The organism is Botrimarina mediterranea (assembly GCF_007753265.1).
GTDB lineage: Bacteria > Planctomycetota > Planctomycetia > Pirellulales > Lacipirellulaceae > Botrimarina > Botrimarina mediterranea.
The window spans coordinates 2220433-2235248 of record NZ_CP036349.1 but is presented as its reverse complement, the minus strand read 5'-3'; the positions used below and the strand labels follow the sequence as shown (position 1 = coordinate 2235248).

The following is a 14816-nucleotide window of genomic DNA, read 5'->3' as shown; positions in this document are numbered from 1 at the left end:
CCCCCGGCAGAGCACTCAGAAGGTTCGTGACCAATCAATTCGATAGGAGACGGACCTGGCGGCTACCAGGATGTCGAGACAGTCTGCGATGCGCGGGTAACTAGCTGTCACCGCTTGGTCTAGGTGGTAGGCCAGCCCCCCCCCGAAGACGCAGAGAAGTGTCGGGCGAATGGCACTTAGTTGACGATAACCCCTTTGGCCATCAGGGATTTGAGCACGTGGCGTGGACGGGTGAGGAGGTCGTAGCGTTTCTTGCGTCGCTTTAGGTGGCGGGGTTCGTAGCGATCGGGTCTGTCGCCGACCCGGTGGGCCGCGACGGCGGCGAGGAGTTCGTCGTAGAGCTGGCGTCGGCATGAGCGACAGGCGGCGAACAGCGGCTGGAACGCTTCGAGCGTCTGAACCGCCCCCTTGAAGCTAATAATTCTCGGCTGGGCGCCATGGCGAATCGCGGCCTGAGCCATCACGGTGCGGATCAGGTTGTACGCCAGCACGTGCGTCCAGATCTCTTTGCGCACCAGTTCGGGCGTCTTGCACCGCAGAACGTCCATCTGCAGCGTCGTCTTCACCGACCGCAGGTCGAGTTCGGCGTTCCAGCGGGCCCGGTAAAGTTCGGCGAGGGCTTCCTTGGGATAACGCTTCGCGTCCAAGAGCGTGGTCGCCAGCACGAGCACCTTCGAGCGGAAGCCGGGCCGGGCGATCCTTACCCGGCACTCGCGGACCCGGATCGAGTCGGGCATCGCCATGAACTGCTTCCACGGGAACAGCCGATTGCTCGAAGGCCGTGGCCACGCGACGACGTGGTCGCTCGGGCCGAGTCGTTCACCGAGACGGAAGTCGGTGGCTCGGTGAACCGTGAAGTGGAAGACGGCATCGACGCCCCGCTGCTGAAGCAGCACGAAGTTGTTCCACGAGCACATCAACCGATCGCCGAGCACGACGCTGTCCGAACAGAAGACGTCGAGCATGTTCAAGAGCAGCCGCAGTTCGCTCTGGCCCTTGCCGGCGTAGCGGCAGACGCCGACATCGAGGATCGCCCCGCACGAGAGCGAGAAGACGGCCGCAATGCGTGCGATCGGGAATCCGATGCCGGGCTGCTGGTTCGAGACCTGCGGGTAGGCGGCTTGGTTCTCGGGAGTGTCGGCCATCTGGACGGTCGAGCCGTCGTAGATGTAGACGCGCCGACCCATCCAGAGCCATTCCTTCTTCGCCCGCGAGTCGAGCGAACGCCCACTCTCCCGGGCCGCCTCGGCGAAGAACGCCTCCGGCAATCGCTTGCGGGCCTGGCAGTAAGCGCCGGTCTCGGCCGAGCACCTGCTCTGGCCCTGCGCGGTCCGGTGGGCGATCAGCCGGGCGACGGCGGCTCGGCACGAGTGGTCGGCGCTGAGCACCTGGCCGAGGAAGACCCACAGCGTCGTCAGCGGCGTGTAGATCCGATCGACCCAACCGCCCTCAAGCGTGGCGAGGGCCCGCGATAGAGTCGCTGCGCTGAGCACATCTCCGAATGGCAGGCCATCGTCCTGCAAGAACTGCCGCCGTAGAAAGCTGATCTGGCTGCGACAGCGTCCGTCGGTAATGCTTCGCATCGCTGGGCCTCCTTGCCTTCGATGGGGAAGTGACAACTCCCATCTAGGCGAGCGAGGCCCTTCTTCGTAGGTCACTTCTCGGAAACGACTTGCGACGAACTACGTGCCATTCAAGTGTCGGGCCGAAGCACCTAAGGTCGCCCTGATTTACCTCGGAATGAAATGTCTCAGTGTGCTGCCATCGGCAAAGATGGTCGCGTCAAGTACACGCAGGAGAGCAAGACGGGCTTCCAGGTCGAACCGGTAAGCTGTCCGGTAGATGGAACACTCTGTGAGAGCGGCCAGGGCCAGTTGCCCATCTCTCCTGACGAAGTTACGGGATTTCGGGTCTACTGTGAACGATGCGACTAGGTGTACCTTCGCCCGCGAACAAGCGACATTATTATGACAGCTGTCGATGCCACGGACGATGACGGGCCGAAGGCCAAGCGGAAGTACCTCTCGGAAGGCTGCGTGAATATGTTCTGCAGCCGTCCGGTGCTGGTGCAGCGGCACCAGATGGACGGTGCCGAGTTCTTGAAACTGGCAAAGGAATCGCCGTTCCACATCTACATGATCTGCCGCCGACCTCGGATCACCTTCGACCCGACGTCTATCTCCTACGGCGACATGACCATGACGGCGCGATTTGTTGTCCACGAGCGAACTGGCCCGGTCTACGTCCCGTTCACCACCGAAATGTCTGTGGAGCCGGAGAAGCGGCCGATCAAGTGCGATTACCCGCACAATGAGGTTCGGATTCTCGACGACAAGGGAGAGTTGGTCGTGGGTTTACACGCCGGCTACATGATGAGCATGATTGGATCAGACCTCCACGACCCCACTCAGATTAAACACGTGGATCTGGAGGTGTTGTACGTCGGCCAGGCGTACGGGAAGGAGGGTGAACGCACTGCCCCTGACCGATTGAAGAACCACGAGACTTTGCTGGCCATATACGCGGAGCTTGCAGCTAACGCGCCAGAGGACGAAATATGGCTGGCGCTGCTCTCGTTCGAGCCGCCGATCACGATCCTGTCATTCGACGGGCGGCAGCAACACACCGCCGAAGTCACGGGCGACGCGGACCTGGCCCACATGCTCAGGATGTTGGACAACCCGGTGACGGAACGGCAGCGGGTCTGCTTCGCAGAGGCGGCGCTCATCCGACACTTTCAGCCGAAGTACAACGACAAGTTCAAGTACAACTTTCCGAACCCTTCACACGAGACCTATTCGGCGTGCTACGACGTGGATCTGAACGCCGTGGCCGTCGAAATTCGTTTCGAAGAACTGTGGCACCGGCTGTATTCTCAGGCGCAGCCACCGCAATACAATATCGTCGTGACGTTCCCGCTGCATAGCAAAGAACTGCGCCAGAGCATGTTCGATTTGCTGCGGGTCGTGCCGCCTAAGACCGATGGTCCGGTCAAGGCCTACGTCACGCCAACGCCGATCGAAGAAGTCTAAGTCTGCGACGGCACAGACCTGACCCCAAAGATAGGTGAGTGATGACGACACCCCAGACGTTCGCCACCGCGGACGACTTCCTTGCCTACTTGCGTGTGTTCTACGCTGCCCCGGCCAGCGGCGACAACCCGGACACGGAAATGGTTGCCCGGACGCAGGCCGACATGCAAGCGCTACAGCCGGGTGCTGCTTACACGCCGGAGCAACTCAATATGATGTCGGTCGTTGGAGAACAACTTAAGGCGGAGGTCTACGGTTCGCTTTCGCCGGAGGTTGCGGCCCGCGTCCACCCGTGCATTGCCCTCGGCGTCCTGGATACCGGCGAGGCGAACGCCGCAATCTACAAGAGCTCGGACGGGAAGTACGCGATCCTGATAAACACCGGTCTAATGCAGCTTTTGAATAAGTTCGTGAAGATCATCATCGCGTGGGATGATCCGCGGCTGGTGACGTACTGCAACCTTACGCCGGCCGAGGACTTAACGGTTGCCCAGCTACGCGAGTATCTCCCGGAGCTGGTCTAGACTTATAAGCAGCTCGGCGCGCCCTATGGAGCCATGCTCAAACTTCACCCGTCCGTCGCCGGTCGCCAATCTGCACTCTTGCATCTGGCCGAGCTGTTCATTGTCTGCCACGAGCTCGGGCACTTCCTGAACGGCGACCTGGAAAACGAGACCCGCTTCTGCGCGGTCGATGGCAATCCGTGGCTTCAGCGTTTCGAGGAGAACCAGGACCACGCAATCGAGTACGCCGCCGACGCCACCGGTTTTGGGCTGCTGCAAGAGGTACTGACGACCCTGCCTACCGCATACACCCCGCAGAACGCTCTCCAGAGCGTCATCATCGTGTTTAACCTCTTCTACCTTCTCACTGAGGGCGAGTCGCACTCACACCCCAACCCTCGTAGCCGTAGCGTCAACATTGCCCGCAAGTACTTCGGTGAGGAGTTCGCCGACACCGTTCAGAAGTCATATGACGACCCGGAACTACTCCGCTCGCTGTTTCCGCAACCGGAAAGCCGATCAGCTTGACTCGTCCAGCCCGTGCTACGGCCGCTCGCCTACGAGTTGGCCGGCTTTGACATACTGCCTTTGATCCCTATCGCCTTTGCGGCACTCCGAAGATCGCAGAATCGAATTGTTTCACGGTGCTGTGTGCGAGTCGGTCACAACGTTCGATGATACGTGCATGGGTCGTAAACGCCGAGCGACGGATTGCGCGCAGCGGAGAACGACGCGACCAAGCTCGTCGCAAGGGTGACAGATGTATGTCCCTGGAAACTGATGCGTGTCGGACCTACGCAGGCCCGGGTTGGCTAAGATGCTCAAGAACGTCCGCGGCCCGATGCCTATCTCGACACGTTGCTAAGGTTGAGCGCGGGTGCTGGCTCTTTGGAAATCAACGGCCTGTTGGGTCAGGGTGGCTATTGAGACCGGCTTACGCGAGAACTTCGGTATGGACGATCCGTCCCGAACATCCGTCTGTACGGTAGGCCCGCACGGAGCAAGAGTTGCATCGAACGCAGCGCCTACTTCATCAGCCTCAGGTGGCTTCGCCAGGACTAGTCTGAATGCACATTTCTCAGCTGACGATTCGCGGGTTCCGCAACTTCTCGGAGGACGGATTCGAGATAGCGCTTAAGCCGTTCACGCTCATCCTGGGCGAGAACAATATCGGTAAGACAAACATCGTCGCTGCCGCATCGCTCATTTTCGGGCAAGAAATCTCGACATCGCAAAGCAGGCGTCTCGGCATCGACGACCTGAACTACCCCGCGGTCCAACGCTTCAAGCAGCAGGTGGCCGCCGGGGATCTCCCTCCGGACAAGGTTCGGTTCCCCGAGGTGTTCGTCGAGGCCAAGCTGACCGGTATGAACGAGGACCAGCACGCGGTCGTCGGTGATTGGTATGTCGATGAGAAGCTGGAAGTCGCGAGCGTCACGTACCGCTACGCGTTGCGGGGTAACTTCAACGCCACTAAGTGGGTCGAGGAGCAACGGGACGCGCTTGACGAGCATCTGAAAGGCGGCGCTGCCAAGGAGACGCTCAAAGACTATGTGGGTCTGCCTATCGGCGACTACAGGCACATGCTCTACGGCGGCGGCGTCCAAGCCAACGAGTGCGAGGCCAACCTCCTCCGGATGCTCCGCGGCGAGTGCCTCGACGCGCTGCGAGACGCGAATCGAGAGCTTGTGGCTGGCGGCGAGCAACGGCTGCTGTATCGTGTCCTCAGCAGTTTGGGTGAGGCCGAGTACGCCGACGTTAAAGAATCGCTGGCGCAGCTAAGCGCGGCGGTCGATACCAACGTCGCGTTGTCGGGATTGCGGAAACGAGTGGCTGACCTGCTCGGAAGAGTGTCCTTGCTCACGGAAGGGTCGAACAACGACATCGCCTTCAGGTTCAGCGCCCCTGATTCGAGCGAGCTGCTGAAGAAGGTCGGAATGCTATACGGAGCCGACCCAGTGAGCGTCGATCGCAACGGACTCGGGCGAAATAACCTGCTCTACCTGGCGCTGGTGGTTTCTCAGATCGCACGCACCGACGACCCGGGCGACGGTCAGGAAAACTACGCCTGCTTCCGCTTGGTGTCGGTCGAGGAGCCAGAGGCGCATCTGCACCCCCACCTCCAGGACCACTTGGCGGGTAACATCGAGAGCGTCAGAAAGGAACACGACGAGTCGCTTCAGCTGCTGCTGACATCGCACTCGACGCACCTCGCAGCGAGGCTCGACTTGAAGAACACCGTTGTCGTGTTCCGCGACGAGGGAGGCAAGCTGGCGAGCCGCTACGTGCTGCAAGACATTGATCCCGAGACCGAAGCGGACGCGGTCCGCTTCCTATCGCTCTACCTCGACGCGACCAAATCGCGATTGCTCTTCGCGCGGAGTGTCATTTTGGTCGAAGGCATCGCCGAGCAAACGCTCGTCCCGCTGCTGTTTGAGAGGACGTACGGCGAGAAGCTCGAACGCCACGGCTGCTCGGTGGTGAACGTGAACGGCGTGGCCTTCAAGCACTTCCTAACCGTGTTCCGGCGAGGGCTCTTCCGCCGCTGCGTGGTGCTGACCGACAGCGACGCGGGGGCGAGAACCGAGAACCGCGCCTACAAGCTTGTGGAGGAGTTCGGGGGCAGCGACTCGATCGACATCAAGGTTTCGGAGACCTCGACCTTTGAGAAGGACCTGGTGCAAGCCAACCGGGAAGGGCCGGCACGGGAACTTTTGTTAGACGCGCTGGTTGCCGCGAGGCAGCGGAAAGGCAAGGGGTACGCCGAAGCCATAGGAGACGGCCCGCACGACCCTGACAAGTTCTACGAAGCCCTCGGACCCGAGAAAGCGGCATTCGCCTTTGGTGTCGCCACGGCTTTACGGGAGCGCCCCGACATTGAGTTCGCAACACCGCCTTACATCCAGCAGGGCTTTGAGCGTCTGGCGGGCGAGCCGTCCCAGAGACCGTCAGGGGCCGCTCCATGACCCGCTCGCCCATCGCAAAGCCGTGCTACGAGGTCGCCGGAGCGGGGGCCGGCAAGACCCACGGTATGGTCGAGACGGTGGCGGCCAGCCTCGATAGCCTGTCGCCCTGCCGGTCCCTGGCGGTGGTGGCGTTCACCCACGCCGCGACGCGGGTCATCCGGGAGCGCCTCGCCAAACGGGTAGCGATACCGCCGAACGTCTTCGTCGGCACGACGCACGCGTTCGTCGCCCGGTTTATTCTGAGACCGTTCGGGCGGCTGCTGGGAGATATCCCCGAAGGCGTCATCTACTCAGAGGTCGCGGCAAAGCCGGGCATGAAGCCCCGGGCGCTCGTCGCCTACCGGAAGGCCGTGCTCAAGAAGGGTGTGATGGACTACTCGGACATGCTGAGCAAGTCGGCGGCCCTTGTTGAAAAGCCGCTGGTGCGGTCGCGGGTTGGGGGCCGTCTGCAGTTCCTGTTCGTCGACGAGTTCCAGGACATCTCGCCCGCGTTGCTGCGTACGCTCGAAGCGCTCCGCAAGGAGAAGAAGACTGCTATCCGTGTTGTTGGAGACCCCGAGCAGTACATCAACGGCTTCACCTATAAGGACGCGGGGACCAAACGACCGGACGCCGATGTCCTGCCATTCGCGAAGTTCGCCAAGAAGGCCACGACCGAGGAACGTTGCGAGAACCACCGCGCCAACGGTGAGCTGGTGAGGTTCTCCAATCAGTTCCGCAGCGACTTCAATCAGCAGAGCGTGGCTGGAGACCGGGGCGAGGACGCTGTGTACTTTGTCCGTCCGACAGATCTGAAAGAGGTCGTTGAAGCGTTCCGTTCGTTGACCGACGATGTTCGTCTAGCCGGGGACGCCAGGAAGCGCTTGTACCTCGCGAGAAAGAACAAGTTCTTCGACGAGGTGCGGTCAGAGTTCGACATCGTCCACGTCGGCAAAGAGGCCCAACGCGGCAAGTCTCTTCACGCCGACGCTCGCGATTTGCTCAGCGTGGCGGTCGGCAAGCAAGAGCGCGACTTGGTGCGGGACCTGGATGGCGGACTGGTCGGTTGGCGTCGGACTGCCTGTCGCTTGCTGTTCCGTCTTGGCGAGAGAGAGATGGGGTTCGACGAGTTCAAAAGCTTCGTGAAGGAAGAACTTGGGATGAAGGTCAGCGAGTCGCGTGAGAAACACTTGCTGTCGATGGTCGCGGATCTTCAAGGCGCCCTCGGCGGGTGCGGACGAGGGAGCGAGGCGGTTGAACTGAGCGCGTCGCTCAACAAGGCGAAGGGTCTCGAAGCAGACGCCGTGCTATTGGTGGCGGAGACCCAAGCGCAGCTCTTAAAGTTCTTCGAAACCGACGCCGACGCTCGCCAGTCCGACAAGTCCGATGTTTGCCGCTTGGGCTACGTGGGGGCAACCCGTGCGCGGGAGCGACTGGTGCTGGCGTGCGTGAAACCGATCGACAGGAAGGCTGAAGGGTTCCTGGCAGGCCTCGGGGTGAAACTGCAGCTCGCCGACGACTGATAACGATACTGTGAATTTGCGATGGCCCAGCACTCTCGGACACTGTCGAGGTCTAGATAGTCGATCCTCAGGAGGTCCGAGATGACCGAAAGCAACGAAAGGAAGCCGACGTGCACGACTAATGCCGGCTAGGTTACGTGGCCTCAACGCGTGAGAGAGAACTGTTTTGCTTCAGGTGCCAGAAGGCAGCTACCACCGGCACGCGGGACTTTCTCGAAAAGATGGGGGTCGTCGTTCGCGGCTGAGAAGCGTCGATAGCATTCGATGCGATTCGGGGTTGTCGCAGCTGTTCTCCAAGGGATAAACCTGCTTCGGTCTCTGGCTGATGGCTACTGCCGATAGAAGCGGTCGATAAGGGCCGCAAGGCGAGGCTGATCAATCTCCTTCAGCCAATTCCCAACCGTTTCGCCTGCCCACACTTTGCAGGAGATCCCGTGGCTTCTCTTGGTTGCGTCCGCGTATGCACGCGCTTCAGGCGAGAGTACGCCCGTTGTGATGAACAAAGCTTCTACATTGGCGTAGCCCCCAGTAACGTCCCAGCCGTACGGGTCCGCCGAAGCCTTGCAGCGACTGGCGAAGTGACGTTCAACGTCGTCCCTAGATTCCTCGTACCCTGCGTGCCTTCCCTTGCACTCGATTAGCTTGCAGACCTGGTCCGCCTTGATGCAGACAACATCGATCTCATATTCTTGTAGATCTTCTTTCGACTGCACCATCTTTTGAATGACAACCTCGAACCCTTGTGACCTCCACGCTAGGGCGACGATCAATTCAAATAGGGCACCCTTGAGATTCCCTATGATGCCGTCATTGATCTCGGTGCCTCTTGCGAGAGCGAGTGTGTCTTCAAGCTTGGTCAGCGTTGAGTCGGAAGGCGTATCTTGCTTAAAGAGATCCCACAGCGAGTTCAGCAGCTTCTCGACATTGCGGCCGAACACGTCGTGGAAGACGACGGGCGTAACGCCGCTGGTCCGCAGTAGCTGCCAGGCCGAAGCTGAGAACACCGGTGCGATCACTACGGGAACCACCACAACTGTCTTCCATCGCAGCACCACTGACCGATAGCGTTCCAAGAGAGCAGTCGCGTCGTTGATGTCATACTGGCGGTACGCGAGGATGTCGCAGACGAGAAACGCCTCCTTGGCCGTTGTCCGTCGCAGCTGTTGGTTCGCGGTGAAGGGCCCGAAGTAGACCGGTCCGTGGACGTCCCATACGGCGTCGTTGAATCCCTCGCAGAGATACGGCGAAGTTCGGAGCCGGTGCTTGTCATAGGCAAGCAGATAGCAGTCGCGCAGCCAGTCGCGAGCTTCCTCAAGGAGCCCCTGCTCAATCCTGAGTTTGTGTTCGAACAGACCCTTGCCCACACGCGGTGTGCCGAACTCTCTGCCTATCCGGAAGAGATCAGTAGCCCCCACGACAGGCTCAAGAACCCTGAGGTGGAGTAGCTGAGAGACCGTCTCCGCTAGACGGTGCCGTCCGCCCGCGTTGGTTTGGGCGCTGTCGGGTAGGCTCCCGGACGATTTGCCAATCTGACCGGCTGTAATCCACCCGCGGTTTGCAAGCAGAGTCTTGTAGACCCGATCGAAGCCGGGCTTCTTGGGGAGGACCGCCCTTACTGCTCTCGCATACTTCTCACCTTCGTGCGACGAGAGGTAGTACAGATAGACACGGTCGAACCTGACCGGGTGCGTGGACCTAACGCGACTCGCAATTTGGGCACGACTGATAGCCTTCCGAGCGGCTTCTGGAGTCTGAGATGGATGCCGTCGGACTAGCTCGTCAGCCAGCCCGCCCGAATCCATGGGGCCGGTTTCTTCGAGCAGTGCTTCGATCGTTGTCTTCGATTTGCTCATGCCGATTGGCCGCGTGACGTCAAATTCGGACTCTGGCCGGGGTCCGGCGGTGTCGCAAACCCTTTCCCTCTTTGATCTTACGGCGAGAAGTGTTTTTTCGCGATAACTCGCAACCGTATTTAATTGAATTTATAGTATGGGCCGTGTGACATCTTGATTGGCATTGCCCACGCCTGGAAGGGCCTGGCGGTAGCGCCCAGAGCGCTGAGCCTTCGCGTTCGAAGTACTCGAACGATCGACGACCAACCTGTCGGGAAAGTCTCTGCCGCTGTTTTCCGTGCGGTCCAAATCTGCGTCGGTCGTAAACGCCGGCGCGGATTCATTCTTTAGGTTCTCCCGGCTGGCAGACAAAACGCGCTCGGCTGCGTAAACAATCTGACCAATCATCGGAGAGTCTTACTCCGCACTGAACTCATTCAGTCGCCGAAGGTATTCCGTCATGGAGTGATCGTTGATCCGCTTCTCCAGGAAATGGACGACTCTGTCGACTAAGCCAGGAGCAGCGGCTGAGCAAGCCATCGGCTGGCCTGCACTACCATCGGCCGTGCCCTCCACCTCTGTCGGACGCTCCTCATCAAGACCGCTCTGCTTTCTGACTTTTAAGTACCCCTTGATCTCCCGTAATTCTTCTTCGGACAGCGAGTCTTCTCCATCGGGTGATACAGGCTGAAGCTCTCCCTCTGGAGCATCCTCACCGGCGGGTGCGGAACACGAGAAAACCGCCAAACCTTGCCGTCGGTCGAGCTGTTCGTCCCGAAATCGAATCCGGCTACCGCAATGCCAGTAGTTCCAGAGCAGCCCCGGAGGCGCTAGCGGCACCGCATCGTCTTCATTGACGAATCGCATGTAGCGGCCACTGGTGGCAAAGTCGAGCCGCCTCGCCAGCACGTCATTGCCGATTCGTGGCTGTCCGAAGGTCACGATCCCAGAAAACGGAATATCGCTGTCCACCAAATCGACAGCACAGCATGCCGCCATTGCGCCCCCAAGGCTGTGCCCAGTGACCCATAGTCGATTCGGCGCCCAATCCGCGAGCACTCGTTTTACTTCATCGGCGAATACGTTGTAGTACGCTTGGAAGCCGCGGTGGACCGTCCGCCCGTCCGAAAGCTGCGTTTGCTCACGAAAGTCGAAGTTGGCAAACCAATCTTCGAGATCATCCGTGCCCCGAAACGCGACGATGGCCGCATCTTCCGCCATCGCCACCAAACCACTACGGGGTCCATCATCGAGCAGACGGATTCTGTCAAAGCCCAGCAAGCGGAGAACCAGCTCTCGGTTGTGGGGGGTGGAATACGCCAAGGTGCTCATTTCGGCGAGCGTGATCGCCGTGGCCCAAGGCACCGTGTCGCATAGCGTGTCCCATTCCGTTGTAAGATGTTCCGCGGAGGGAAGCAGACCGCTCATGTTTCTTTGCCCCACAAGGCAGTGGAGGATCTTTGATTCCGAAACGCTATTCCAATCAGCCAGTTGCTTTCACACTGAGAGTCACGGTTCAAGCAAACCAAGCGACCGACAAGCATACCCGTTCAGCCTTCATGCAGTCCTTACAACAGTATACTGAAAACTTGGCGTCAGCTTCTCACGGAGTAACCATGAGTGGCGGGCGACGCCGAACCCTGGCCGAAACGTCAACTAGGAACGGTTGACCACGCTCTCTCGCGATTGACGGAGCGGGATGCATGCCGCGTCGGCTGTAAATTCTCAAGACCTATCTGTCCCTACAAACCGGGGATTGGGTTGGCACATGTAGTCATCGTTGCGAAACTACGGCTGCGTTCAGCCAACCTCGCTAGCGACCTTCCGTGCCAACTGGAGGTCACGCTCCGCGTAGACCTGGGTGACGTCCGCCGACTCGTGGCCACAAACCACCTGGGCGGCCTCGAGCCCGTACCGCTTACGGATCGCGGTGGCCGCCGTGTGTCGCAGCTGGTTGGGCGACCACTGCTCGACCCCCGCCCGGCGACAACCACGTTGGACGGCGTGGCGGTAAGTGTCGGCGGAGTAGCACGGGGCGTATTCCCGGGCGGCCCGCCTAGCGGCGCCAACACGGTCGCGGCTGCGTAGCGGCGACTTCCGCTGCGCCGCAAGGGCTTCGTATCGTTTCTTCTCCGACTCTGAGGGAGTAAAGCAGTAGGCGTCTTCGGCTCGCAACAGATACGGAGCAAGCAACTTCTGGGCCTGTGGCCCGATCATCACGACCCGGCAGAGCTCGTGGTGGTCGGTCTTGTGGGCCAAGGGGGTGTAGACCCACACTTGGCCCGTTCGGTCGATGTCCCCGGGCCTCACGGCGCAGACCTCACCGGGCCGCGAGCCGGTGAGCCGCTGAAGACGCACCATGTCGGCGATGACTTCAGGGAGACACTTGACCGTCTTGGCCACAACGGCGTCATCAACGCAGCAGACGCCCGTCGTCTCTCGGGCGTCACTCCTCCCCTTCTTGAGCCCGGGCACCGCGTTGAGCGCCGCGTGGATGTCGGGGGCCAGCAGCTCGTTCTCGACCCCCCACTTGAACATCCGCACCAAGCGAGAGACCTGTTTGTTGAGGTGCTTCCGCGACCAGTCGAGGTCACTGATCATCGCCTCCCTCAGTTCTTTGAGCAGCACCGGCCCGAAGCGTTCGGCGGCCAGCCGCCCGTAGCGCTTCCGCAGGAGGCCGAGCACCTCCTCGATCATCTCCGCCTCACGGGTAACCTTGCCGTTCTTGCGGTAGTACCGCCGGGCGTGGTCCACGAAGACGAGAATCAGTTCGTTGAGGGTGATCGCATGGCCCCCTACTCGCCGCTCCCGGAGGGTTTGGACCGTGACCTCGGCCGCAGCGGGGGGGCCGTCGCTGGGAGGCTCGGCGCCGGCGGGCTTGCCGAGCGAGTCTCGCCAGCGGGCGATCTGCTCGGCGTAGCGTTGGTGGCTCTCGGGGGAGCCGTACTTGCCGAGGTAGATCCGGCGTCCGGCGACCTTGACGACGGCCTGACCGGAGGGCTTGTGCCGCCAGTATTTGGGCGGCTGATGCAGGAGACGGGGCATCGGGCGCTGGGCTTGTTCTGGAAGCCAACGGTGTAGTTTCCGGTGGGTTACACCGTTGACTACACCGTTGCGCTTGCTTTCAAGCCGCGCCGCCAACCGTTGGCGGGATACCTAACGCTAGGTCTCAGCTAGACTTAGAAAAAGTGGCGGGGGCCGGATTCGAACCGACGACCTCGAGGTTATGAGCCTCGCGAGCTACCTGGCTGCTCCACCCCGCGATTGGAATATCAGAAGATACTCCGTACGAATCGGCTCGGCAAGGCGCCCCGCTGCAACCTTTTCTCCTCCACCTACGGCACACCGTTGATTGCTCGCCGGCGGGGCGGCCGATACGGTTCCTGGGTAGTTCATAAACAACTCCTGCGAATCCCTCCCAACCACTTGGCGCCCTCCAACGCCGCCGCCGCCGTGCCGCCCCCTCCGCCGCCTCGACTAGGCCGCGACGAGAAGCCTCCCACGAGCGACGGCGACTCCGCCAATGATGGCAATCGGGCTTTGGGGCTGAGCCCGCGCGCCGGGTGGCTCGATGACGCCCCGGCGTGGCTGGTGAGCGGGATGCTTCATCTAGCGGCTCTCGTGCTGCTCGCGTTATTGGCTATGGGTGTCCATCGTGACGATCCGCTTTCGCTAACCGTTAGCGTCACCGACCAGATCGGCGAGCAACTCATCGACGAGCCGCTCACACTCGACAACACGACCGAGATCGACGTCCAAGAGCAGGTCCTGACGCCCGACTTCCTGCCGGAGGTCCTCGATCCTTTGGCGACGCCGCCCGACACGCCGATTGACCCGACGGGGCTGGCGTTCGCCTCGCAGCTGCCGAGCGTGACGCCGGGCGTGGCGCTCTCGGGGCGAGAGCCGGGGCGCAAAGAAGCGATGCTCCGCGCGTTCGGCGGCACCGCGGCCACGGAGTCCGCGGTGCTCGAAGGGCTCCGATGGCTTCAGCGCGTCCAACAGAGGGACGGCGGGTGGAGCTTGCTTGGGAATTACTCCAACCCGGCCGCCAATGAGAACCGTGAGGCGGCCACGGCGATGGCGTTGCTCGCGTTCCAGGGCGCCGGCAAGCTGCCGACGAGTTCGCGGGCCGACTTCGGCCAGACGGTCACGCGTGGCTGGCGGTGGCTGCTCGAGCGGCAGAACCCGGACGGTTCGTTCTTCAACAGCGGCGGCAGCAACCACCGCTTCTACACCCATGCCCAATGCACGATCGCGCTGTGTGAGTTGCTGGCGATGACCGGTGATGAAAGCTACCGCAAACCCGCCGAGAAGGCGGTCGCGTACTTGATCGAGACGCAGACGGACCTCGGCGGTTGGAAATACAACCCGATGGTGCAGAGCGACCTGTCGGTCACGGGGTGGGTGTTGATGGCGCTGAAGAGCGCGCGGATGGCGGGCATCGAGGTGCCATCGCCGGTCTTCGCCAAGATTGAGGGCTTCTTCGACCTCGTCCAGCGATCGGACCCACTGGTCTACGCGCCGCTTGGGTCGCGCTACGTGTACGAAGAGCCCGACGTGTTCAATCGTGAAGCGGTGCCGACGCTCACGGCTGTCGGACTTCTCGGTCGTCAGTACCTCGGCTGGCCAGCGGACGATCGGCGAATCGACAAAGGGCTCGAGTTTCTGCTCACGCACAAGCCCGAGTGGCGGCGTGGCAAGACCGACGTCTACTACTGGTACTACGCGACGCAGGCGCTGATCCACGCCGGCGGCCCACGTTGGCCGGAGTGGAACGAGGTCATGCGCGAGCTGCTCCCTGCCAACCAAGTGAAGGACAACAAGGAGCGCGGCAGTTGGGACCCACGCGAGGACGCCTGGGGCGCGTCGGGGGGCCGACTCTATATGACCTGCCTGTCGATCTACACGCTCGAGGTGTACTACCGACATCTGCCGCTGTACCAGCAGCGGGCGACGCGGTAGTGGAAGGGTGCGTGACTCC

Annotated in this window: 10 protein-coding genes and 1 tRNA gene; 6 read left to right on the top strand and 5 right to left on the bottom strand. The window is 61.3% G+C overall.

The annotated features are described in order from the left end of the window. Positions 1-176: 176 nt before the first annotated feature. Positions 177-1583: an IS4 family transposase gene (locus Spa11_RS08965; RefSeq protein ID WP_145110998.1), complete on the bottom strand. Its 1407-nt coding sequence runs from the start codon at positions 1581-1583 to the stop codon at positions 177-179. 384 nt (positions 1584-1967) lie between these two features. Here Spa11_RS08965 and Spa11_RS08960 point away from each other — a divergent pair, with 384 nt between their 5' ends. From Spa11_RS08960 to Spa11_RS08940, 5 genes are all read left to right on the top strand, one after another. Continuing rightward, positions 1968-3032 carry a hypothetical protein gene (locus Spa11_RS08960; protein WP_145110995.1) on the top strand — a complete coding sequence of 355 codons (1065 nt, stop codon included), beginning with the start codon at positions 1968-1970 and terminating at the stop codon, positions 3030-3032. A 41-nt stretch (positions 3033-3073) separates the two neighbouring features. Continuing rightward, complete coding sequence (locus Spa11_RS08955) at positions 3074-3556, top strand: hypothetical protein (protein WP_145110992.1); 483 nt, start codon at positions 3074-3076, stop codon at positions 3554-3556. 33 nt (positions 3557-3589) lie between these two features. Further along, positions 3590-4063 carry a hypothetical protein gene (locus Spa11_RS08950; protein ID WP_145110989.1) on the top strand — a complete coding sequence of 158 codons (474 nt, stop codon included), beginning with the start codon at positions 3590-3592 and terminating at the stop codon, positions 4061-4063. A gap of 539 nt (positions 4064-4602) precedes the next feature. After that, on the top strand, positions 4603-6501 hold the full coding sequence (locus Spa11_RS08945) for an ATP-dependent nuclease (RefSeq protein ID WP_145110986.1): 1899 nt from the start codon (positions 4603-4605) through the stop codon (positions 6499-6501). Then, positions 6498-8003, top strand: a complete 1506-nt coding sequence (locus Spa11_RS08940) for a UvrD-helicase domain-containing protein (protein WP_145110984.1) — start codon at positions 6498-6500, stop codon at positions 8001-8003. The genes Spa11_RS08945 and Spa11_RS08940 overlap by 4 nt, the downstream gene beginning before the upstream one ends. Before the next feature lie 329 nt (positions 8004-8332). Here Spa11_RS08940 and Spa11_RS08935 read toward each other — a convergent pair whose 3' ends face one another. The 4 genes from Spa11_RS08935 to Spa11_RS08920 form a co-directional block, all read right to left on the bottom strand. Further along, positions 8333-9856: a PDDEXK family nuclease gene (locus Spa11_RS08935; protein ID WP_145110982.1), complete on the bottom strand. Its 1524-nt coding sequence runs from the start codon at positions 9854-9856 to the stop codon at positions 8333-8335. Positions 9857-10252: 396 nt separating this feature from the next. Further along, a complete protein-coding gene (locus tag Spa11_RS08930; protein WP_145110979.1) occupies positions 10253-11263 on the bottom strand; it encodes a lipase family protein in 1011 nt (336 codons plus the stop codon). Positions 11264-11635: 372 nt separating this feature from the next. Then, positions 11636-12880, bottom strand: coding sequence for a tyrosine-type recombinase/integrase (locus tag Spa11_RS08925; RefSeq protein WP_145110976.1), 1245 nt, complete (start codon positions 12878-12880; stop codon positions 11636-11638). 144 nt (positions 12881-13024) lie between these two features. Then, positions 13025-13098: transfer RNA gene (locus tag Spa11_RS08920), tRNA-Met, on the bottom strand. Between the two features lie 163 nt (positions 13099-13261). On the opposite strand from Spa11_RS08920, the gene Spa11_RS08915 reads away from it, so the two are divergent. Then, positions 13262-14797 carry a prenyltransferase/squalene oxidase repeat-containing protein gene (locus Spa11_RS08915; RefSeq protein WP_145110973.1) on the top strand — a complete coding sequence of 512 codons (1536 nt, stop codon included), beginning with the start codon at positions 13262-13264 and terminating at the stop codon, positions 14795-14797. Positions 14798-14816: the final 19 nt, after the last annotated feature.